A 21,875-nucleotide genomic window follows, 5' to 3' on the forward strand; every position below is an offset into this window, starting at 1 on the left:
TCGACATGGAATCGGAAATGGAAGTAGACGTGGAAAATTGCAATGTCAACGCAGGCGGCGTGATTTCGAAGGAAATCGGCGAGATCAATCTGGCCTACATGCTGCTCGCGCAGAAGCTCGTGAAGCGGGACCGGGCGGAAGCCATGTTCCGCCTCGGCGTGGGGCGCGAACTGGCCGATCTGCTCATGAACATGTCGCTCAGCCAGATCGTGAAGCTGGCCGCGTCCAACTTCCTGCTGTGCAGCTTCCGCCTGGACGACCGGCCCATGTTCGCGGTGGTCGGCGAGGGCAAGGAGCCTGCGCTGCAGCAGGCCCACATGTCGATCCTGATGAGCGCGCGCCAGGCACAGGCCCAAGCCCAGCCGCAGATGCGCAAAGCAGGTTCGGCCAGCGCATGACTGCCAAGAGCATCCTGGGCGAGGTCCGGCAGGTGCAGCTCGCGGTCGAGCTCATCGGCCTGGGCGCGCGCCTGCAGTTCCTGGAGGCCGTGGTCGCGCTCAGCCGCGAGCGCCTGATCCGCCTGTACAAGGAACTCAAGGGCGTCTCGCCGCCCAAGGGCCTGCTGCCGTTCTCCACCGACTGGTACATGACCTGGCTGGCCAACATCCACTCGTCGATGTTCTACAACATCTACCGCTTCATGCGCGACGAGGCCGGCGAGGGCGAACTGCCCGCGCTCATCAAGGCCTACCGCCTGTACACCGAGCAGGTCGAGTCGCAGGGTAGCGAGGTCGTGCTCGACTTCACGCGCGCCGAGACCATGGTGCGTTTCTTCGACAGCGACATGCTGCAGCTGAGCCCGTGCAGCCGCTGCGGCGGCCACTTCGTGGCGCATGCCCACGACCACAAGCACGGCTATGTGTGCGTGCTGTGCCGTCCGCCCTCGCGCGCGGGCAAGGCGCGCAAGCCCAAGCTCGAACCGGTGCGCCGCGGCGGCCTGATTGCCGGCGGCCCGGTGCTCGACATCGGCGGCGCCGTCTCGTGAAAGTGCCCCGGCGCCCGGCGCGGGTTTTTTGTTTTGGATGCCTCAGGGCATAGGGGAAGCGCGTGCTGGTACTGGTGGGATATCTGGTGGTGATCGGCGCCGTCTTCGGCGGCTACGGCCTCATGGGCGGGCATTTCGGCGTGCTGTTCCAGCCCGTGGAGTTGCTCATGATCGGCGGCTCCGCGCTCGGCGCGTTCATCGCGGGCAACAACGGCAAGACCATCAAGGCGACCATCCGGGAGCTGCCGCTGCTGCTGCGTTCTTCCAAGCACAACCGCCAGCTCTACATGGACCTGCTGGCGCTGCTGTACGAGCTGCTCGCGAAGGCCCGCAAGGAGGGCATGATGAAGCTCGAGTCCGACGTGGAAGCGCCGGAGCAAAGCGAGGTCTTCGGTCGCTACCCGACCATCCTGGCGCACGAGGGCATCACCGTCTTCCTGTGCGACTACCTGCGCCTGGTCATCAGCGGCAACACCGACGCCCACGAGATCGAGGCCCTCATGGACCACGAGATCGACACCATCCGCCACGAGGCCGCCGTGCCCGGCCACAGCCTCTCGCGCGTGGGCGACGCACTGCCCGCGCTGGGCATCGTCGCGGCCGTGATGGGCGTGGTGCACGCGCTGGGCTCGGCCCACCTGCCGCCGTCGGAAATGGGCGCGCTCATCGCGCACGCCATGGTCGGCACCTTCCTGGGCGTGCTGCTGGCCTACGGCTTTGTGTCGCCGCTGGCCTCGCTGATCGAGCAGAAGGTCGAGGAGGGCATGAAGATCTACCAGTGCGCCAAGGTCACGCTGCTGGCCAGCCTGAACGGCTACGCGCCGCAGCTGGCCGTGGAGTTCGGCCGCAAGGTGCTGTTCTCGACCGAGCGCCCCTCGTTCACCGAGCTGGACGACCACGTGCGCGAAGTCAAGGCACGCTGATTCCTTAACGGCCATGAGCGACGCGAAGCCCCGCATCATCATCAAGCGCGCCCACGGTGGCGGGCACGGCGGCGGCCATGCGGGCGGCGGCTGGAAGATCGCCTACGCCGACTTCATGACGGCCATGATGGCCTTCTTCCTCGTGATGTGGCTGCTGTCGATCTCCAGCCCCAAGCAGCGCGAAGGCATTGCCGAGCACTTCCGCATGCCGCTGCGCGTGGCGCTGGCCGGCGGCGACAAGAGCAGCATGAGCACCAGCATGATTCCCGGCGGCGGCGCCGACGTGATGCACGCCGAGGGCGAGGTGCGCCACACTGAGGCCGACAGCGAGGACGCGGCCGATGCCAGCCGCCTGGCCGAGATGAAGAAGAAGCTCGACGAGCTGATCGAGAAGAGCCCGGTGTTCCAGCAGTTCCGCTCGCAGATCCTCATCGACATCACGACCGAAGGCCTGCGCCTGCAGATCGTGGACAGCGAGAACCGTCCGATGTTCGAGCTGGCCAGCGCGCGCGTGGTGCCGCACATGCGCGCCATTCTTCGCGAGCTGGCGCCGGTGCTCAACGGCCTGCCCAACAAGCTCACGCTGTCGGGCCACACCGACGCCATCGTCTACACCAACGACCGTTCGTACGGCAACTGGGAGCTCTCGGCCGACCGCGCCAACGCCTCGCGCCGCGAACTGGTGACCGGCGGCATGACCGAGGACAAGGTGCTGCGCGTGATCGGCCTGGCCGACAGCATGCACCTGGACCGCGCCGACCCACGCAACCCCATCAACCGCCGCATCAGCATCATCCTGCTGAACCACCGCACGCAGGAGCGCATCGAGCGCGAGAACAGCAACGACGCCGGCGCCACGCGCATCGGCCTGCCGCCACCGGCCGCGCAGGCGCGCACCGCGGCAGGACACGCGGCGGGATAACAAGAACAAGGAAGCGGCTTCGCGCAAGCGCGGGCCCCGGAGCACCACAGATGGACCTCAGTCAATTCACCCAGGCCTTCTTCGTCGAAGCCATCGAGCTGCTGGCGGAGATGGAGCAGCTCTTGCTCGACCTCGACGTCGAGGCGCCCGACGGCGAGCAGCTCAACGCCATCTTCCGCGCGGCGCACTCCATCAAGGGCGGCGCGGCCACGTTCGGTTTCACCGCCTTGACCCACACCACGCACGTGCTCGAAACGCTGCTGGACAGGGCCCGCCACGGGCAGCTGCACCTGAGCGCTCCGATGATCGATGCCTTTCTGGAAACGAAGGACGCCTTGCAAGAACAACTCACCGCCTACCAGGCCGGCAAGGAGCCGGACGCCGAGAGGGTCGCCCACATCTGCGGCGTGCTGCAGCAACTGGCGATGGAGAACAACGCTGCCGCCGCAACGATGCCGGCACCCGCGCCCGCACCGGCGCCTGCCGTGCAAGCCGCTGCGCCGGCCGAGGAAGGCGGCAGCAGCGACGGCGTGCTGGTCGTGCGCTTCGCGCGCCTGTCCGACAGCGAATGCGAGCTGCTCGCCGGCGAGCTGGCCAACCTGGGCACCGTGCTGACGCGCACACGCAGCAACGACCAGCTGACCGTGCGGCTGGCCACCACCTGCGACCCCGACGACATCGTGGCCGTGTGCTGCTTCGTCATCGACGAATCGCAGATCGACATCACGCGCGAGGTGGCCGACGTTGCCGAACCTGTGGTCGCAGTTGAAGCACCGGTCGTGCAGCCACCCGCCGCGCCTGCACCGGTCTCCGCCGCGCCCGTGCCCGCCGGCGCCAAGGAGTCCAGCTCCATCCGCGTCGACGTCGAGAAGGTCGACCAGCTCATCAACCTCGTGGGCGAGCTCGTCATCACGCAGTCGATGCTCACGCAGGCCGCGACCGTGCTCGACCCCGTGGCCTACGAGCGCTTCCTGAGCGGCCTGGGCCACCTGGAGCGCAACGCGCGCGACCTGCAGGAATCGGTGATGTCCATCCGCATGATGCCGATGGACTACGTGTTCAGCCGCTTCCCGCGCGTGATCCGCGACGTGAGCGCCAAGCTCGGCAAGCAGGTGCGCCTGGACACCTACGGCAAGGAGACCGAGCTCGACAAGGGCCTCATCGAACGCATCGTCGATCCGCTCACGCACCTGGTGCGCAACAGCCTGGACCACGGCATCGAGGCCCCCGAGGTGCGCCTGGCCAAGGGCAAGGACGCCACCGGCCAGCTGCTGCTGTCGGCACAGCACCACGGCGGCAACATCGTGATCGAGGTGAGCGACGACGGCGCGGGCCTGAACCGCGAGCGCATTCTCGACAAGGCGCGCCAGCAGGGCCTGCCGGTGAACGATGCCATGCCCGACGAAGAGGTGTGGCAGCTGATCTTCGCGCCCGGCTTCTCCACGGCCGAGCAGGTCACCGACATCTCGGGGCGCGGCGTGGGCATGGACGTGGTCAAGCGCAACATCCAGGAGATGGGCGGGCATGTGGAGATTCATTCGCGCGGCGGCCAGGGCACGTCCACGCGCATCGTGCTGCCGCTCACGCTGGCCATCCTCAACGGCATGTCGGTGCGCGTAGGCAGCGAGGCCTACATCCTGCCGCTGAGCTACGTGATCGAGTCGCTGCAGCCGCTGCCCGAGCACCTGCACTCCATCACCGCCGACGGCCACGTGATCCGCGTGCGCGGCGAGTACCTGCCGCTCATCGAGCTGCACCGCGTGTTCGACGTGGCCGGCGCGCAGACGCAGCCCACGCAGGGCATCCTGGTGATCGTGCAGGCCGACGACAGCCGCTTCGCGCTCCTGGTCGACGAGCTGCTCGGCCAGCACCAGGTGGTGGTGAAGAACCTGGAGACCAACTACCGCAAGGTGCCGGGCATCTCGGCCGCCACCATCGTGGGCGACGGCAGCGTGGCCTTCATCGTCGACGTGGGCGCGATGCCGCGCATCCAGCGCGCGCAGGCCGCCAGCGCGGCGGCCCTGGCGGGCGCCGCGCGCCGCACCGACGCGTTCGCTTCCTGATCCCGACGCGAGGGACGGCCGCATGAGGTTCGATTTCTTCCGGCGCCCCGGCGTCGACGGCAACGGCAACGGCAACGGCAACGGCGCGCAAGCCGACACAACGCCCGCCATCGCGCCCGCAGTCGGTGCCGACGGCCACGTGGCCTACGCCATGCTGCTCGACGGCAAGCGCCGCGTGGTCGGCTACCGCATGGCCTGGCGCGCGGCCGGGCAAGGCACCGACGCGGGTGCGGCGGCCGGCGTCAAGGCGCTCATGGACACGCTGGGCCTGCACCTGAACCCGGGTGGCCACGGCTGGCTGCTGGGCGCACAGATGGTGTTCGTCGACGTCACGGTCGATGCGCTGTTCCAGAGCGAGCTGCAGTCGCTGCCGCCGCGCAACGTCGTGCTGTGCATGAAGGCCGACGAGCTGATGGACGCCGACATGCGCTCCATCCTGCTGTTCCTGCGCGAGCAGGGCTTCGGCTTCATGCTGTGCGGCGGCGTCGCGCTGCCGGACGACGATGAGCTGCGCGCCATCGTCACGCACCGCGAGGTGCTGCCCTCCCAGCTGGCGGACGTGTCGCCCACTGGCCCGGCGCCCATCGCCGCGCGCGTGGCGAACTGGGCCGAGTTCGAGGCCTGCGCCGCGCGCGGCGTGCAGGTCTTCGTCGACGGCGCTGTGCGCCTGCCGCCGGCGCGTGACAGCGCCGACGCGCTGCAGCCCGAGTCGCAGCTTATCGTGCACCTGATGCAGATGATCCTGCGCAACGAGGACGTGCGCGCCATCGAGGGCGCGCTCAAGCACGACGCGGCGCTCACCTACCGGCTGCTGCGCTACATCAACTCGCCTTCGGTCGGCCTGGCGGTCGAGATCCACTCGCTGCGCCATGCGGTCGCCATGCTCGGCTACTCGCCGCTGTACCGCTGGCTGTCGCTGCTGCTGGCCACCAGCAACAAGGTCAGCTCGCCCTTCATGATGAAGAAGGCCATCCTGCGCGGACGTTTCGTCGAGCTGATGGGGCAGGGCATGCTGCCGCCCAGCGAGGCCGACAACCTGTTCGTGGCGGGCATGTTCTCGCTGCTCGACCAGCTGCTGGGCGTGCCGATGGAAGGCGTGCTGCGCAAGGTGCAGCTCACCGAAGCCGTGCAGCAGGCGATTCTGTCGCGCAGCGGCGTCTACGGCCCCTTCGTGGCGCTGGCCGAAAGCTGCGAGACCGACGACGGCCGCGCCGCGCGCCTGTCGGAGGCGCTCTTCTTGAGCGCCGCGCAGGTCAACGCCGCGCAGCTGTCGGCGCTGGTGTGGGCGCTCGACGCCGGCCCGGCCGTGACCGCACCACCTGCCTGACCCCCGGAAATGCAAGGCTTTTGCGCGTCTGATCGGCCGATTGGAAACGGCGGTTTCCGTGACCATTGAAAGTCACGCTTCCAGGCTGGCTGTGACGACCGAGTTCCACTTTACCGACCACGACTTCTCCAGAATCCGGACCCTCATCCATCGCCGCGCCGGCATCGCCCTGGGCGAGCAGAAGCGGCAGATGGTGTACAGCCGGCTGTCGCGGCGCCTGCGCGAGCTGCAGCTGCCGGCGTTCACGCCGTACCTGGACCAGCTCGAGGCGCGCCACGACGGCGACGAGTGGCAGCTGTTCATCAACGCGCTCACCACCAACCTCACCTCGTTCTTTCGCGAGGCGCACCACTTTCCCACGCTGGCCGACCATGTGCGCAAGCGGCCGGGCCCGGTCACCGTGTGGTGCGCCGCCGCCTCGACGGGCGAGGAGCCGTACTCGATCGCCATCACGCTGATGGAAGCGCTGGGCGAGCGCGCGGGTTCGGCCCGCGTCATCGCCAGCGACATCGACACCGCGGTGCTGGCCAAGGCCGCCACCGGCGTCTTCACCACCGAGCAGGTGCGGCGCCTGTCGCCCGAGCGGCTGCGGCGCTTCTTCAACAAGGGCACCGGCACCAATGCCGGCAAGGTGCGCGTGCGTCCCGAGGTCGCCACGCTGGTGAAGTTCTCGCGCGTGAACCTGCTGGACAGCGCCTGGTCGGTGAAGGAGCCGGTGGACGCGATCTTCTGCCGCAACGTGATGATCTATTTCGACAAGCCGACGCAGAAGAAGGTGCTCGACCGCTTCGCGCCGCTGCTCAAGCCGGGCGGCCTGCTGTTCGCCGGGCACTCCGAGAACGCCTCGCTCGTCAACCCGGCCTTCCGCCCGCTGGGGCAGACGGTGTACGAGCTGTCGCGCACGCCGGGCCTCGCATGAGCCTGGCGAGCCACCACTACTTCGACCGCGATGTCGGGCGCATGGCCGTCAAGCTGCTGCCTTCCGAGTACTACGTGACCACCGACCACACCGTGCTCAGCACTGTGCTCGGCTCCTGCGTGGCCGCCTGCCTGCACGACGCGCAGGCGGGCGTGGCCGGCATGAACCACTTCATGTTGCCCGACGACGGCGAGCCCGGTGGCGGCTCGATGCGCTACGGGGCCTTCGCCATGGACGTGCTGGTGCGCGAGCTGGTGCGCGCGGGCGCGCGGCGCGAGCGGCTGCAGGCCAAGGTGTTCGGCGGCGGCGCCGTGCTGGCCGGCATGACCACGCTCAACATCGGCGACCGCAACGCCGACTTCGTGCTGCGCTACCTGGAGGCGGAACGCATCGAAGTCGCGGCACAGGACCTGCGCGGACCGCACGCGCGCCGCGTGTGCTTCCTGCCCGAGAGCGGCAAGGCCGTGGTGCGCCGCCTGCGCGCACAGACCGAGGTGCTGCGGGTGCGCCGCGACGAAGGCGAGTTGCTGCGCCGGCTGTCGGTGCCCGCCGCACCGCACGAGATCGACAGAACCAAAGGAAGCCGGTGAGCCTGACGAGCAAAAAAAAGATCAAGGTGCTCTGCGTCGACGATTCGGCGCTGATCCGCAGCGTGATGAGCGAGATCATCAACAGCCAGAGCGACATGACCGTGGTCGGCACCGCGGCCGACCCGCTGGTGGCGCGTGACCTCATCAAGGTCACCAACCCCGACGTGCTCACGCTTGACGTGGAAATGCCGCGCATGGACGGGCTGGAGTTTCTCGAGAAGCTCATGCGCCTGCGGCCGATGCCGGTGGTCATGGTGTCCTCGCTCACCGAGCGCGGCTCGGAGATCGCGCTGCGCGCGCTGGAGCTGGGCGCCATCGACTTCGTCACCAAGCCGCGCCTGGGCGTGCGCGACGGCCTGCTCAACTACACCGAACTCATCGCCGGCAAGATCCGCACGGCGGCCAGTGCGCGGCTGCTGCCCGCGCGGCCCGCGGCCACCGCAGCGCGCCCCGCCCACGAGGCCGCGCCCGAGGCGCTGCTGCGCAGCCCGCTGCTGAGCACCGAGAAGCTGCTCATCATCGGCGCCTCCACCGGCGGCACCGAGGCCATCCGCGAGGTGCTGCAGCCGCTGCCGCCCGACGCGCCCGCGGTGCTCATCGCGCAGCACATGCCGGCCGGCTTCACGCGCTCCTTCGCGCAGCGCCTGGACGGCCTGTGCCGCATCCGCGTGAAGGAGGCGGAACAGGGCGAGCGCGTGCTGCCGGGCCATGCCTACATCGCGCCGGGCGGCTTTCACCTGTCGCTGGCGCGCAGCGGCGCCAACTACGTGGCGCACCTGGACCAGGAGCCGCCCGTGAACCGCCACCGGCCGTCGATCGACGTGCTGTTCGATTCGGCGGCGAAGCACGCGGGCAAGAACGCCATCGGGATCATCCTCACCGGCATGGGCAAGGACGGCGCCGAGGGCCTGCTGCGCATGCGGCGCGCGGGCGCACACACGCTGGCGCAGGACGAGGCCAGCTGCGTGGTTTTCGGCATGCCGCGCGAGGCGGTGGCGCTGGGCGCGGTGGACGAGGTGTCGCCGCTGAACGAGATCAGTCGCCGCGTGATGGCGCACCTTCGCACGTTCGGTGAACGTGCGAACCGGGTATGACGAGTTTGAACAACGACCTGTGGAGCTGGAAAAAATCGTGATCGACAAGAGCATCAAGATCCTGGTGGTGGATGACTTCCCGACCATGCGGCGCATCGTGCGCAACCTGTTGAAGGAGCTGGAGTTCCTCAACGTCGACGAGGCCGAGGACGGCGTGGCCGGCCTGGAGAAGCTGCGCGGCGGCAGCTTCGGCTTCGTGGTCTCCGACTGGAACATGCCCAACATGGACGGCCTGACCATGCTGCAGACCATCCGCGCCGACCCCGAGCTGAAGACGCTGCCGGTGCTGATGGTCACGGCCGAGGCCAAGAAGGAAAACATCGTCGCGGCCGCGCAGGCCGGCGCCAACGGCTACGTGGTGAAGCCCTTCACCGCGGCGACGCTGGAAGAGAAGATCACCAAGATCTTCGAGAAGCTGGCCAAGGCATGAGCCAGGACACTCTCGGCGCGGCAGACGCCACCAACAACACCACCGAAGAACTGCTGGGCCGCATCGGCCACCTCACGCGCCAGCTGCGCGAAGGCCTGCGCGAGCTGGGCCTGGACAAGCAGGTGGCCAAGGCCGCGCAGGCCATTCCCGATGCGCGCGACCGCCTCAACTACGTGGCGGCCACCACCGAGCGCGCGGCGCACCGCGCGCTCAACGCCATCGACGTGGCGCAGCCGCTGCAGGAAGCCCTGGCCACCGACGCCAAGGCCCTGACGCAGCGCTGGGACCAGTGGTTCGAGAACCCGATCGAACTCGACCAGGCGCGCGAGCTCGTGCTGGACACGCGCGGCTACCTGAACGACGTGCCCCAGCGCGCCAGCGCCATCAACACGCAGCTCATGGAGATCCTGATGGCGCAGGACTTCCAGGACCTCACCGGCCAGGTCATCAAGAAGATGATGGAAGTCGTCAACGACGTCGAGACGCAGCTGCTGCAGGTGCTGATCGACAACTCGCCGCCCGAGAAGCGCCACGAGGCCGTGCAGAGCCTGCAGAACGGACCGCAGGTGAAGCCCGGCAATCCCGACGCCGTGACCGACCAGGCGCAGGTCGACGACCTGCTCGAAAGCCTCGGCTTCTGAGCCGCTTGCAGCCTGCTTGATTGGCCGAATTGCAGGGCGATACCGGCCCTGATCGGCAGATTGTTCCGCACCACCGGATCCAATAATTTGGTTCTGGGCAAGGCGTACTTCGCCAGTGCTGGTTCGGAGCATGAATGGCTGAGGAAAGCGATCTCGAGAAAACGGAACCCGCCTCCGAGCGGCGCCTGGAGAAGGCGCGCGAGGAAGGCAACGTGGCCCGTTCGCGCGAGCTCACCACCTTCGTCATGCTCGCCACCGCGAGCGCCGGCCTGTGGCTGGCGGCCGAGTCGCTCGGCGCGAGCCTGAGCGGCGCGCTGCGACGCGGCCTGCAGTTCGAACGCGCCAGCGCCTTCGACCCTGCGCACATGCTCTCGCAGAGCGGGCTCATGGTGCTGCATGCACTCATCGCCATCGGGCCGCTGTTCGCCATGATGGTCGTGGCCGCCGTGGCGGCGCCGCTGATGCTCGGCGGCTGGATGTTCTCCGGCAAGGCCGTCGCGCCGAATTTCGGCAAGCTCAATCCCTTGGCCGGCATCGGCCGCATGGTCTCGGCGCAGGCGCTGGCCGAACTCGTGAAGGCGCTGGCCAAGTCGGCGCTCATCGGCGGCGTGGCGTGGTGGGTCATCGTGGACGACATCGAGGCCGTGATAGCGCTCATGTCGCAGCCCGCGCACGAGGCACTGCCGCATGCGCTGGTGCTGGTGGCCAAGCACTGCGCGCTGATCGCCGCCACGCTCTTCCTCGTCGCGCTCGTCGACGTGCCGTTCCAGCTGTGGAACTACTACCGCAAGCTGCGCATGTCGCGCGAGGACGTGCGCCAGGAGCACAAGGAAAGCGAAGGCGATCCGCACATCAAGGCGCAGATCCGCCGGCAACAGCAGCAGATGGCGCGCCGCCGCATGATGGCCGAGGTGCCCAAGGCCGACATCGTGCTCACCAACCCGACGCACTTCGCCGTCGCGCTGCAGTACTTGGACAGCGACATGCGCGCGCCGCGCGTGGTCGCCAAGGGCACCGAGCTGGTGGCCGCGCGCATCCGCGAGATGGCCAGGGAGCACAAGGTCGCGATTCTGGAGGCGCCGCCGCTCACGCGCGCGCTCTACCGCCACACGAAGCTGGGTGAGGAAATTCCGGCCGGGCTGTACACCGCCGTGGCCGAGGTGCTGGCCTGGGTGTACCAGCTCAAGCGCTGGAACAGTGAGGGCGGCGAGGCGCCGCGCACGCCGACCGACCTGCCGGTGCCGGCCGACCTGCAGTACTCGCCGGCGGTCGCATGAACGGACTGAACGACCTGATGCGCCTGCCGGCGCGGATCTTCTCCGGCTCGCAGTTCAAGGGCCTGGCGGGCCCGATTCTCATCATCCTCATCCTGAGCATGATGGTGCTGCCGCTGCCGCCCTTCCTGCTCGACCTGCTGTTCACCTTCAACATCGCACTGTCGGTGATGGTGCTGCTGGTGAGCATGTACACCATGAAGGCGCTGGACTTCGCGGCCTTCCCGGCGGTGCTGCTGTTCTCGACGCTGCTGCGCCTGTCGCTCAACGTGGCCTCCACGCGCGTGGTGCTGATGCACGGCCACACCGGGCCCGACGCGGCCGGCAAGGTGATCGAGGCTTTCGGCCACTTCCTGGTGGGCGGCAACTTCGCGGTGGGCGTGATGGTGTTCATCATCCTCGTGCTCATCAACTTCATGGTGATCACCAAGGGCGCGGGCCGCATCGCCGAGGTGGGCGCGCGCTTCATGCTCGACGCGATGCCGGGCAAGCAGATGGCGATCGACGCCGACCTCAACGCCGGCCTGATCGGCGAAGAGATCGCCCGCAAGCGCCGCGCCGAGGTGGCGCAGGAGGCCGACTTCTACGGCTCGATGGACGGCGCCAGCAAGTTCGTGCGCGGCGACGCCATTGCGGGCCTGCTCATCATGGTGATCAACATCATCGGCGGGCTGGTGGTCGGCATGCTGCAGCACGGGCTCGACTTCTCCACGGCCGGCAAGACTTACACGCTGCTGGCCATCGGCGATGGCCTGGTGGCGCAGATTCCGGCGCTGGTGATCTCCACCGCGGCCGGCGTGATCGTCTCGCGCGTGACCACTGACGAGGACGTGGGCAGCCAGCTCACGGGCCAGCTCTTTTCCAACCCCCAGGTGCTGTTCCTCACGGCCGGCATCGTCGGCTTGCTGGGCATGATCCCCGGCATGCCGAATCTGGCCTTCCTGCTGATCGCGGGCGGCCTGGTGTGGCTCGGCAAGCGGCTGGTGCAGCGCAAGCCGCAGGCCGCCGCGCAACAGGCCGCCGCGGCCGCCGCCACGCAAGGGGCAGGCGTGCCGGCCTCGGCCGAGCAGGCCGAAGCCACCTGGGACGACGTGGCCATGGTCGATCCGCTGGGCATGCAGGTCGGCTACCGGCTGATCCCGCTGGTGGACCAGTCGCAGCAGGGCGAGCTGCTGGGCCGCATCAAGAGCATCCGCAAGAAGATCGCGCAGGAGCTGGGCTTTTTGGTGCCGGTGGTCCACATCCGCGACAACCTGGAGATCAAGCCCAACGCCTACGTCATCAGCCTGAAGGACGTGGAGATCGGCCGCGGCGAAGCCTTCCCCAACCAGTGGATGGCGATCAACCCCGGCCAGGTGACGGGCACGCTGACCGGCACGCCCACGCGCGACCCGGCCTTCGGCCTGGAGGCCACCTGGATCGACGCCAGCCTGCGCCAGCAGGCACAGGTGTACGGCTACACCGTGGTCGATGCCTGCACCGTGATGGCCACGCACCTGAACCACCTGATCCACACCCACGCGGCCGAGCTGCTGGGCCGCCAGGAGGTGCAGCAGCTGCTCGACCAGATCGCCAAGACCGCGCCCAAGCTCACCGAAGACCTGGTGCCCAAGGTGCTGTCGCTGAGCACGCTGCACAAGGTGCTGCAGAACCTGCTCGACGAAGAGGTGCCGATCCGCGACATGCGCACCATCCTCGATGTGATGGCCGAGCACGCGCCCACGGTGAAAGACCCGACCGAGCTCACCACGCTCACACGCCTGGCGCTGGGCCGCGCCATCACGCAGCAGCTGTTCCCGGGCGACGAGGAGATGCAGGTGATCGGCCTGGACGGCTCGCTCGACAGCGTGCTGCAGCAGGCCCTGAACAACAGCAGCGGCATCGAGCCGGGCATTGCCGACAACCTGCTCAAGCAGGCCCAGGCCGCCATGGTGCGCCAGGAGCAGATGGGGCTGGCGCCGGTGCTGGTCGTGCAGCACGCGCTGCGCGTGCTGCTGTCGCGCTTCTTGCGGCGCAGCCTGCCGCAGCTCAAGGTGCTCTCGCACGCCGAGATCCCTGACGCCCGGACCATCAAGATCACCGCCGCCATTGGAGGACGAGCCGTTTGAATCCACAGACCGACGTGCGCACCACCGCACGCAAATTCGTCGCCGCCACCGGCCGCGAGGCCCTGCGCCTGGTGCGCGAATCGCTCGGCGCCGAGGCCATCGTTCTCACGCACCGCGCCACCGCGCAGGGCGTCGAAATCGTCGCCATGGCCGAGGGCGATGTGCAGCAGACCGTGCAGGCCGCGGTGCCCGCAGTCGCACCTGCCACGGCCGCACCGGCCGACCCCACTGTGCTCAGCGAACTCCATTCGATGCGCGGCATGATCGAGGAACAGCTTGCCAGCGTGGTCTGGAGCGACAGCCAGCGCCGCGACCCGGTGCGCGGTCGCCTGCTGCGCACGCTGCTGGGCGCCGGCTTCAGCGCGCGCCTGTCGAAGGCCATGCTCGAGAAGCTGCCCACGGGCCAGAGCTACGCCGACGGCATGGCCTTCGTGCGCTCCGAGCTCGTGCGCGCGGTGCCGGTGCATGAAGACGAAGACGCGCTGTTCGCGCAGGGCGGCGTCTATGCCTTGATGGGCCCGACCGGCGTCGGCAAGACCACCACCACCGCCAAGCTGGCCGCACGCTGCGTGATGCGCTTCGGCGCCGACAAGCTCGCGCTCGTCACCACCGACAGCTACCGCATCGGCGCCTACGAGCAGCTGCGCATCTACGGCCAGATCCTCAACGTGCCGGTGCATGCCGTGAAGGACGCGGCCGACCTGCAGCTGGTGCTGCACGACCTGCGCGACCGCCACATGGTGCTCATCGACACCGTCGGCATGAGCCAGCGCGACCGCGCCGTGCCCGAGCAGATCGCCATGCTCGGCAGCAGCCAGCGGCCGGTGAAGCGGCTGCTGCTGCTCAACGCCACCAGCCACGGCGACACGCTCAACGAGGTGGTGCACGCCTACCGCCAGGGCCATGCGCTGGCGGGCTGCATCTTCACCAAGGTCGACGAGGCCACGCACCCGGGCGCGCTGATCGACACCGTGATCCGCCACCGCCTGCCGGTGCACTACATCTCGGGCGGCCAGAAGGTGCCCGAGAACCTGCTGCGTGCCGACCGCGTGCAGCTGGTGGACAGCGTGTTCCAGCCGCGCCAGCACAGCCCGCTCTTCGTGCCGGCGGAAGCCGACCTGCCCGACGAGGCCGCGCCTTCGCCGCAGGCACAGGGCGAAACCGATCGCCTGCGCCTGCGTTACCAGAGCCTGATCCGTGCGATGGCGCACGACGCGCAGGAGCTGGCGACGACCGCTGGCGCGCTGGCCGGTGCGCACATCGGCTTCGATGGCGCGCGCACGTTGTGGCGGCAGGCCGGTGACGAGGCCGTCGATGCCAAGGCCGTGCTGCACGAGCTGTCGGCGTTTGCGCGTGGCGAGGTGGCTGCGGGATGCGACACCCATGTGCTCGCGCTGGCCGGGCAGGTGGGCCTGCGCGCGACCGACAGCGGCGACGCCTACGTGTGCCACGGCAGCCTGCTGCTGTCGGACCGCAGCGGCCTGCCGCTGGCTGCGCCGAACCAGTGGCTTTCGACCGCCGCGGCGCGCCAGTCGGCGGCACCGGGCCAGCGCCAGGCGCAGTGGCTGCAGCAACAGGATTTCGGCAAGCGCCTCGTGCACGTGCTGGGCAAGCCGCCGGCCGTCGAACAGATGCTGGCGTGGCAGGCCGAAGGCACGCAGTGGCTGGCGCGCGCGCCGGGCAGCACGGCCGTGACCGACGTGCACACCGGCACCGCAACCACGCTCGCGCGCCTGGCCTTCGCGTTCGACGACACGACCGATCGGCCCGTGCACTATCGCGGCAAGGCCGCGCTGCAATGCGAAGCGCAGGTCGAGGTGCTGCCACGTACCGCCAGCGATCGCGACACCCTGCCCACGTTGCGCTGCGTGGCCGTGCGCGTGGTCGATGCGCGCAGCCGCAAGCTGCTGTCGCACACCTGCGTGCTCACCAACCTCGGTGCCGAGGTCGGCGCACTGCAGCTCGCGCAATGGCAGGGCTGGGCCGCCGACGCCGAGCCGTGCTTCCGCCTGCTGCGCGACGGCGTGCAGCTCGCGGGCGGCATGGGAGAACCCGGTGACCCGCACATGATGAAGCGCCTGCTCGTCGCCGGCCAGGTCACGACCACCGTGTGGCGCCTGCTGCAGGCCGAAGGCGAATGGGCCGACCGCACGCGCCTGCTGCTAGGCCAGCTCACGGGCCGCGCCGCGCGCGCCGGCCGCGCACTGACGGGCGGCGCGCTGTACGCGGGCGTGGGCAAGCTGTTCCTGCTGCTCGATGCGCTGGGCACCGAATCGGCAGCGCCTGCGCAAGCGCCGCGCGCGTTGGAACGCCTGGGCTGAAGGCGATGAGCGCACGCGTCACGGACCAGGCCGACGGGCTGCGCCGGCTGCTCGGGCAGGCGCCGGTGCGCGTCGTCGCCGTCGCGGGCATGGGCCCCGGCGCGGGCGCGACCACGGCCGCGATGAGCCTGGGCGCGGCGCTGGCGCAGCAGGGCAAGGACGTGCTGCTGCTCGACGAACACCATCCGACGATGCGCTCGGTGTGCGATGTGTGGGCGCTCGGCCCGCGTGGCACGCTGGCCGATGTGGCGAGTCGGCGGTTGCGGATCGACCAGGCCGCTGCGAGCGCAGTGTGCGGCGTGCAGGTGCTGCCCGCATCGCCCGGCGCGACCCTCGACCCGCGCACGCTGTGGCCGCGCGGCATCGTGCTCGTCGATGCGGCCTTCGACGACGAAGGCTGCCTGTCGCCGCTGGCGCAGGGCGCCGACGAACTGCTGCTCGTGCTGCAACCGCACCCGGCGGCCATCACCTCGGCCTACGCGGGCATCAAGCGCCTGCACCGCGCGCATGCGCTGAAGCAGCTGCGCTTTCTGCTCAACGGCGTGGCCGATGCGGGCACCGCGCAGCAGGTCATGCACAACCTCGCGCAGGCCGCCAGCCGCTACCTCGCGCTGTCGCTGCTGCCCGCGGGCTGGGTGCGCACCGACCCTTGGCTGGCTGATGCGGCGCGGCTGCGCCAGACCGTGGTCGAGGCTTTTCCGGCCAGCGCGGCGGCGGTCGATTTCCGCGCCATTGCCGACGACATGGGCCGCTGGACCTGGCGCACGCCCGCGCGGCCGGCCGTGTTCCCGCAGGCGCTCGCGGCCTGAGACACGACCACGAGGACGGACGGCCGTGTACACCGCACAGGGCACCATCGAGAAATCGCATCTGCTGGAACAGCACCAGCCGCTGGTGCGCCGCATCGCGCTGCAGATGATGGCGCGGCTGCCGGCCAGCGTGGAGCTGGACGACCTGATACAGGCCGGCATGCTCGGCCTGCTCGATGCGTCGAGCCGCTACCAGGACCACCGCGGCGCGCAGTTCGAGACCTTCGTCAGCCAGCGCATCCGCGGCGCCATGCTCGACGAGCTGCGCGCCAGCGACTGGGGGTCGCGCGGGCTGCGCCAGTCGGCGCGCGGCATCGAGAAGGCGATCCAGGCGCTGGGCCACCGGCTGGGCCGCGCGCCCACCGAAGGCGAGATCGCGAAGGAGCTGAAGGTCGACCTGGAGACCTACCAGTCGATGCTGCAGGACATCCAGGGCTGCCAGCTGCTGTACGTGGAAGACTTCGCCAAGGGCGACCCCGACAACCCCTTTCTCGACCTGCATGCGCAGGAGGCGCGCAAGGGGCGCGGCGACTTCGACGACCCGCTGGCGCGCCTGCTCGAAAGCGGCTTTCGCCACCAGCTGGTGGACGCCATTGGCGCGCTGCCCGAGCGCGACCAGCTGCTGCTCAAGCTCTACTACGAGGAAGAGCTGAACCTGCGCGAGATCGGTGCGGTGCTCGAGGTGAGCCAGTCGCGCGTGTGCCAGCTGCACGGGCAGGCGGTGAGCCGGCTGCGTGCGAAGCTGAAGGATTCTCTGTAGAGAAACTCAGCTGGCGTAGCGCGCGTCGAGCGCATCGAGCTCGGGCTTGCGCACCAGCCGCTGCCGCTCGGCGAAGGGCGCGACCAGCGACGGGTCTTCGTCCATGCGCCGCGTGTCGCGCAGCACCGTGAGCGCCTTCTGCATGCCGGCCAGCGCGCCCTGCAGCGCGGCGTTGGCGTACAGCACGATGCCGTAGCCCAGGCCGCCGAGTTCCTCGGCGCCGAAGATCGGCGTCTTGCCGCCGATCACCATGTTCATGAGCTGGGGCTTCGCCAGCCGCTGCGGCAGCGCGCGGATCTCGTCGGCCGTGGTGACGGCTTCGACGAAGAGGATGTCGGCGCCGGCCTCGCTGAACTTCTGCGCACGCTCGATCGCGGCCTCGAAGCCCAGCGTGGCCGCTGCGTCGGTGCGGGCCATGATGAGCAGGTCGGGGTCGGTGCGGGCATCGACGGCGGCCTTGATCTTGTTGACGGCTTCCTCGGTGGAGATCACCTCCTTGCCCGAGAAATGGCCGCAGCGCTTGGGCGCGACCTGGTCCTCGAACTGGATGCAGTCGGCGCCCGCACGCTCCAGCACGCGCACCGTGTGGCGCACGTTCAGCGCGTTGCCGAAGCCGGTGTCGGCATCGACGATCAGCGGCAGGTTCACCGCGTCGCGGATGCGCGCCGTGTGGTCAGCGATCTCGTGCAGGCCCATGAAGCCCTGGTCGGGCAGGCCGAACCACATGTTGGTGACGCCCGCGCCGGTGACGTAAATGGCTTCGAAGCCCAGGTCTTCGATGACGCGCGCCGACAGCGCGTTGAAGGCGCCCGGCACCAGCACGCCGCGGCGGGCCTCGGCCAGGGAACGGAGGGTCTTGCGAGTCGACATCGGGATTTCCTGTGAATGGATCTGAAAGCTCAAAGGGTGTCGCCGGGCACGCGGACCCAGCCTTCCATCAGTACGCGGGCGCTGCGGCTCATGACCGCCTTGGTCACCTGCCACTCGCCATCGACCTGGCGGGCCTGCGCGCCCACGCGCAAGGTGCCCGAGGGGTGGCCGAAGCGCACGGCTTCGCGCGCGCCGCCGCCGGCCGCGAGGTTCACCAGCGTGCCGGGAATGGCGGCGGCCGTGCCGATGGCCACGGCCGCCGTGCCCATCATGGCGTGGTGCAGCTTGCCCATCGACAGCGCGCGCACGAGCAGGTCGATGTCGCCGGCCGCCACGGCCTTGCCGCTCGATGCGGTGTAGCCCGCGGGCTTCGCCACGAAGGCGACCTTGGGCGTGTGCTGGCGGCTGGCGGCTTCGTCCAGCGTGCGGATGAGGCCCATGCGCAGCGCGCCATGCGCGCGGATGGCTTCGAAGCGGGCGAGCGCGGCGACATCGCCGTTGATCGCGTCCTGCAGCTCGGTGCCCGTGTAGCCGAGCGCCTCGGCGTTCACGAAGACGGTGGGGATGCCGGCATTGATCATCGTGGCCTGCAGCGTGCCGAGGCCTGGCACGTCGAGGTCGTCGACGAGGTTGCCGGTCGGGAACATCGCGCCGCCCGCGCCGTCTTCCTCGGCAGCGGGGTCCATGAACTCGAGCTGCACCTCGGCCGCGGGGAAGGTCACGCCGTCGAGTTCGAAGTCGCCGGTCTCCTGTACCGCACCGCCGGTCATCGGCACGTGCGCGACGATGGTCTTGCCGATGTTGGCCTGCCAGATGCGCACGACCGCCACGCCATCGCGCGGCACGCGTGCCGCATCGATGAGGCCGTTGCTGATCGCGAACGGGCCCACGGCCGACGAGAGGTTGCCGCAGTTGCCGCTCCAGTCGACAAAGGGCCGGTCGATCGACACCTGGCCGAACAGGTAGTCCACGTCATGGCCGGGCCGCTCGCTCTTCGAGAGGATCACGGTCTTGCTGGTGCTCGACGTCGCCGCACCCATGCCGTCGATCTGCTTGCCGTAGGGGTCGGGGCTGCCGATCACGCGCAGCAGCAGCGCATCGCGCGCCTTGCCCGGCACCTGCGCCGCCTCGGGCAGGTCCTGCAGGCGGAAGAACACGCCCTTGCTGGTGCCGCCGCGCATGTACGTGGCGGGGATCTTGATCTGCGGGGTGTGCGGCATCGTCAGTCGGCTTTCGTGGCGGCGAGGAAGTCTTGCGCAAAGCGCTGCAGCACCCCGCCGGCTTCGTAGATGGAGACCTCTTCGGCGGTGTCGAGGCGGCAGGTCATGGGCACGTCGAACCGTTCGCCATTGCGGCGGTGCACGACCAGCGTAAGGTCGGCGCGCGGGGTGCGCGCGCCGGTCACATCGTACGTTTCGGTGCCGTCCAGGCCCAGCGTGAGGCGGTTGGTGCCCGGCTTGAACTCGAGCGGCAGCACGCCCATGCCGATCAGGTTGGTGCGGTGGATGCGCTCGAAGCCCTCGGCCGCAATCGCTTCCACGCCGGCCAGCCGCACGCCCTTGGCGGCCCAGTCGCGCGACGAGCCCTGGCCGTAGTCGGCACCGGCCACGATGATCAGCGGTTGCTTGCGCAGCATGTAGGTCTCGATGGCCTCCCACATGCGCATCACCTCGCCCTCGGGCTCCACGCGCGCCAGCGATCCGGCGCGCACCGTGCCGTCGGCCTTGCGCACCATCTCGTTCTTCAGCGTGGGGTTGGCGAAGGTGGCGCGCTGCGCCGTGAGGTGGTCGCCGCGGTGGGTGGCGTAGGAGTTGAAGTCGTCCTCGGGCAGGCCCATGCGCTGCAGGTACTGGCCGGCCGCGCTGTCCAGCAGGATCGCGTTCGACGGCGACAGGTGGTCGGTCGTGATGTTGTCCGGCAGGATCGCCAGCGGGCGCATGCCCGTGAGCGTGCGTTCGCCGGCCAGCGCGCCTTCCCAATACGGCGGGCGGCGGATGTAGGTGGAGGCGGGGCGCCAGTCGTACAGCGGCGCCACCTGCTCGCCCGTGTCGGGCTGGATCGCGAACATCGGCTCGTACACCTGGCGGAAGTGCGCGGGCTTCACGCTGGCCTTGACGATGGCGTCGATCTCTTCGTCGCTCGGCCAGAGGTCCTTCAGGCGAATCTCCTTGCCGTCGACGACGGTGAGCACGTCCTTCTCGATGTCGAAGCGCACCGTGCCCGCGATGGCGTAAGCCACCACCAGCGGCGGCGAGGCCAGGAAGGCCTGCTTCGCATACGGGTGGATGCGGCCGTCGAAGTTGCGGTTGCCCGAGAGCACGGCCGTGGCGTACAGGTCGCGATCGACGATCTCCTGCTGGATGGCCGGATCGAGCGCGCCCGACATGCCGTTGCACGAGGTGCAGGCATAGGCCACCACGCCGAAGCCCAGCTGTTCGAGCTCGCGCATCAGGCCCGCATCTTCCAGGTAGAGCGTGACCGCTTTCGAGCCGGGCGCCAGCGAAGTCTTGACCCATGGCTTGCGCGCCAGCCCCACGCGGTTGGCGTTGCGGGCGAGCAGGCCCGCGGCGATCACGTTGCGCGGGTTGCTGGTGTTGGTGCAGCTGGTGATGGCCGCGATGATCACCGCGCCGTCGGGCATCTGGCCGGGCACGTCGTCCCACGGCGCGGCGATGCCGCGCGCGGCGAGGTCGGCCGTGGCGACGCGCGCATGCGGGTTCGACGGGCCGGCCATGTTGCGCACGACCGTCGACAGATCGAACTGCAGCACGCGCTCGTACACGACCTCGGCGAGCGTGTCGGCCCACAGGCCCGCCTGCTTCGCATAGACCTCGACCAGGCGCACCTGCTCGTCGGCGCGGCCCGTGAGGCGCAGGTAGTCGAGCGTCTGCGTGTCGATGGCGAACATCGCCGCGGTGGCGCCGTACTCGGGCGCCATGTTGGAGATGGTCGCGCGGTCGCCCAGCGTGAGGCTGGCCGCGCCTTCACCGTGGAACTCCAGGTACGCACCCACCACCTTCGCCGCGCGCAGGAACTCGGTGAGCGCGAGCACGACGTCGGTGGCCGTGATGCCCGGCTGCGGCCGGCCCGCGAGCCGCACGCCGACGATGTCGGGCAGCCGCATCCACGAGGCGCGGCCCAGCATCACGTTCTCGGCCTCGAGCCCGCCCACGCCCACGGCGACCACGCCCAGCGCATCGACGTGCGGCGTGTGGCTGTCGGTGCCCACCAGCGTGTCGGGGTAGGCCACACCGTCCTGCGCGTGCACGACGGGCGACATCCGCTCCAGGTTGATCTGGTGCATGATCCCGTTCCCCGGCGGGATCACCTCCATGTTGCGGAAGGCCCGCTTCGTCCATTCGATGAAGTGAAAGCGGTCTTCGTTGCGCCGGTCCTCGATGGCGCGGTTCTTCGCGAAGGCATCGGGGTCGAAGCCGCCGCACTCCACCGCCAGCGAATGGTCGACGATGAGCTGCACCGGCACCACGGGGTTGACCTGCGAGGGGTCGCCGCCCTGTTCGGCGATGGCGTCGCGCAGGCCGGCCAGGTCGACCAGCGCGGTCTGGCCGAGGATGTCGTGGCAGACCACGCGCGCGGGGAACCACGGAAAGTCATGGTCGCGCCGGCGCTCGATGAGCTGCGTGAGGCTTTGCACGAGGATCGCCGGGTCGCAGCGGCGCACGAGGTTCTCGGCATGCACGCGCGCGGTGTAGGGCATCGTGGCCCAGGCGCCAGGGCGGATCGCCTCGACGGCTTCGCGTGCATCGAAGTAATCCAGCGCGGTGCCGGGAAGGTTCTTGCGGTAGTCGGTGTTCATGGGGGCGCTTGTCGCTCGGCAC

At 69.3% G+C, this 21,875-nt stretch carries 19 protein-coding genes; 16 read left to right on the forward strand and 3 right to left on the reverse strand.

Annotated elements, in window-relative coordinates; translation table 11 throughout:
• Positions 1-29 precede the first annotated feature (29 nt).
• The 16 genes from flhD (at position 30) to AC07OH_RS14825 (ending at position 17,166) form a co-directional block, all read left to right on the forward strand.
• The gene (flhD, locus tag AC07OH_RS14750) at positions 30-398 is read left to right on the forward strand and encodes a flagellar transcriptional regulator FlhD (protein WP_370680118.1); all 369 of its coding nucleotides are present in this window, start codon (positions 30-32) and stop codon (positions 396-398) included.
• On the forward strand, positions 395-985 hold the full coding sequence (gene flhC, locus AC07OH_RS14755) for a flagellar transcriptional regulator FlhC (protein ID WP_062469371.1): 591 nt from the start codon (positions 395-397) through the stop codon (positions 983-985). Before flhD ends, flhC begins: the two co-directional genes overlap by 4 nt.
• Positions 986-1,047: 62 nt before the next feature.
• On the forward strand, positions 1,048-1,908 hold the full coding sequence (motA, locus tag AC07OH_RS14760) for a flagellar motor stator protein MotA (RefSeq protein WP_495301162.1): 861 nt from the start codon (positions 1,048-1,050) through the stop codon (positions 1,906-1,908).
• Positions 1,909-1,921: 13 nt separating this feature from the next.
• Positions 1,922-2,830 carry a flagellar motor protein MotB gene (gene motB / locus AC07OH_RS14765; protein WP_489059555.1) on the forward strand — a complete coding sequence of 303 codons (909 nt, stop codon included), beginning with the start codon at positions 1,922-1,924 and terminating at the stop codon, positions 2,828-2,830.
• A gap of 50 nt (positions 2,831-2,880) precedes the next feature.
• Positions 2,881-4,893, forward strand: coding sequence for a chemotaxis protein CheA (gene cheA, locus AC07OH_RS14770; protein WP_495301163.1), 2,013 nt, complete (start codon positions 2,881-2,883; stop codon positions 4,891-4,893).
• A gap of 22 nt (positions 4,894-4,915) precedes the next feature.
• Positions 4,916-6,220: an EAL and HDOD domain-containing protein gene (locus AC07OH_RS14775; protein WP_495301164.1), complete on the forward strand. Its 1,305-nt coding sequence runs from the start codon at positions 4,916-4,918 to the stop codon at positions 6,218-6,220.
• 91 nt (positions 6,221-6,311) lie between these two features.
• The gene (locus AC07OH_RS14780; protein WP_495301165.1) at positions 6,312-7,139 is read left to right on the forward strand and encodes a CheR family methyltransferase; all 828 of its coding nucleotides are present in this window, start codon (positions 6,312-6,314) and stop codon (positions 7,137-7,139) included.
• A complete protein-coding gene (gene cheD / locus AC07OH_RS14785; protein WP_062469392.1) occupies positions 7,136-7,729 on the forward strand; it encodes a chemoreceptor glutamine deamidase CheD in 594 nt (197 codons plus the stop codon). Before AC07OH_RS14780 ends, cheD begins: the two co-directional genes overlap by 4 nt.
• A gap of 2 nt (positions 7,730-7,731) precedes the next feature.
• Positions 7,732-8,823, forward strand: a complete 1,092-nt coding sequence (locus tag AC07OH_RS14790) for a protein-glutamate methylesterase/protein-glutamine glutaminase (protein WP_495301419.1) — start codon at positions 7,732-7,734, stop codon at positions 8,821-8,823.
• Between the two features lie 37 nt (positions 8,824-8,860).
• The gene (gene cheY / locus AC07OH_RS14795; protein WP_056582361.1) at positions 8,861-9,253 is read left to right on the forward strand and encodes a chemotaxis response regulator CheY; all 393 of its coding nucleotides are present in this window, start codon (positions 8,861-8,863) and stop codon (positions 9,251-9,253) included.
• A complete protein-coding gene (gene cheZ, locus AC07OH_RS14800; protein WP_495301166.1) occupies positions 9,250-9,894 on the forward strand; it encodes a protein phosphatase CheZ in 645 nt (214 codons plus the stop codon). The genes cheY and cheZ overlap by 4 nt, the downstream gene beginning before the upstream one ends.
• A 134-nt stretch (positions 9,895-10,028) precedes the next feature.
• Complete coding sequence (gene flhB / locus AC07OH_RS14805; protein ID WP_495301167.1) at positions 10,029-11,171, forward strand: flagellar biosynthesis protein FlhB; 1,143 nt, start codon at positions 10,029-10,031, stop codon at positions 11,169-11,171.
• Positions 11,168-13,276, forward strand: a complete 2,109-nt coding sequence (flhA, locus tag AC07OH_RS14810) for a flagellar biosynthesis protein FlhA (RefSeq protein ID WP_159274400.1) — start codon at positions 11,168-11,170, stop codon at positions 13,274-13,276. Before flhB ends, flhA begins: the two co-directional genes overlap by 4 nt.
• Positions 13,273-15,597: a flagellar biosynthesis GTPase FlhF gene (flhF, locus tag AC07OH_RS14815; protein ID WP_495301168.1), complete on the forward strand. Its 2,325-nt coding sequence runs from the start codon at positions 13,273-13,275 to the stop codon at positions 15,595-15,597. Before flhA ends, flhF begins: the two co-directional genes overlap by 4 nt.
• Before the next feature lie 5 nt (positions 15,598-15,602).
• Positions 15,603-16,406, forward strand: coding sequence for a MinD/ParA family ATP-binding protein (locus AC07OH_RS14820; RefSeq protein WP_495301169.1), 804 nt, complete (start codon positions 15,603-15,605; stop codon positions 16,404-16,406).
• Between the two features lie 25 nt (positions 16,407-16,431).
• Positions 16,432-17,166, forward strand: a complete 735-nt coding sequence (locus AC07OH_RS14825) for an RNA polymerase sigma factor FliA (RefSeq protein WP_139704662.1) — start codon at positions 16,432-16,434, stop codon at positions 17,164-17,166.
• A gap of 6 nt (positions 17,167-17,172) precedes the next feature.
• Here AC07OH_RS14825 and AC07OH_RS14830 read toward each other — a convergent pair whose 3' ends face one another.
• The 3 genes from AC07OH_RS14830 to acnD are packed head-to-tail and all read right to left on the reverse strand — an operon-like array spanning position 17,173 to position 21,853.
• Positions 17,173-18,036 (reverse strand): isocitrate lyase/PEP mutase family protein, encoded by an 864-nt coding sequence (locus AC07OH_RS14830; RefSeq protein WP_307694644.1) that lies wholly within the window; start codon positions 18,034-18,036, stop codon positions 17,173-17,175.
• Positions 18,037-18,065: 29 nt separating this feature from the next.
• Positions 18,066-19,256, reverse strand: a complete 1,191-nt coding sequence (prpF, locus tag AC07OH_RS14835) for a 2-methylaconitate cis-trans isomerase PrpF (protein WP_495301170.1) — start codon at positions 19,254-19,256, stop codon at positions 18,066-18,068.
• Positions 19,257-19,258: 2 nt separating this feature from the next.
• The gene (gene acnD / locus AC07OH_RS14840; protein WP_495301171.1) at positions 19,259-21,853 is read right to left on the reverse strand and encodes a Fe/S-dependent 2-methylisocitrate dehydratase AcnD; all 2,595 of its coding nucleotides are present in this window, start codon (positions 21,851-21,853) and stop codon (positions 19,259-19,261) included.
• Positions 21,854-21,875: the final 22 nt, after the last annotated feature.

Source organism: Variovorax sp. GW821-FHT10C12 (assembly GCF_059415405.1).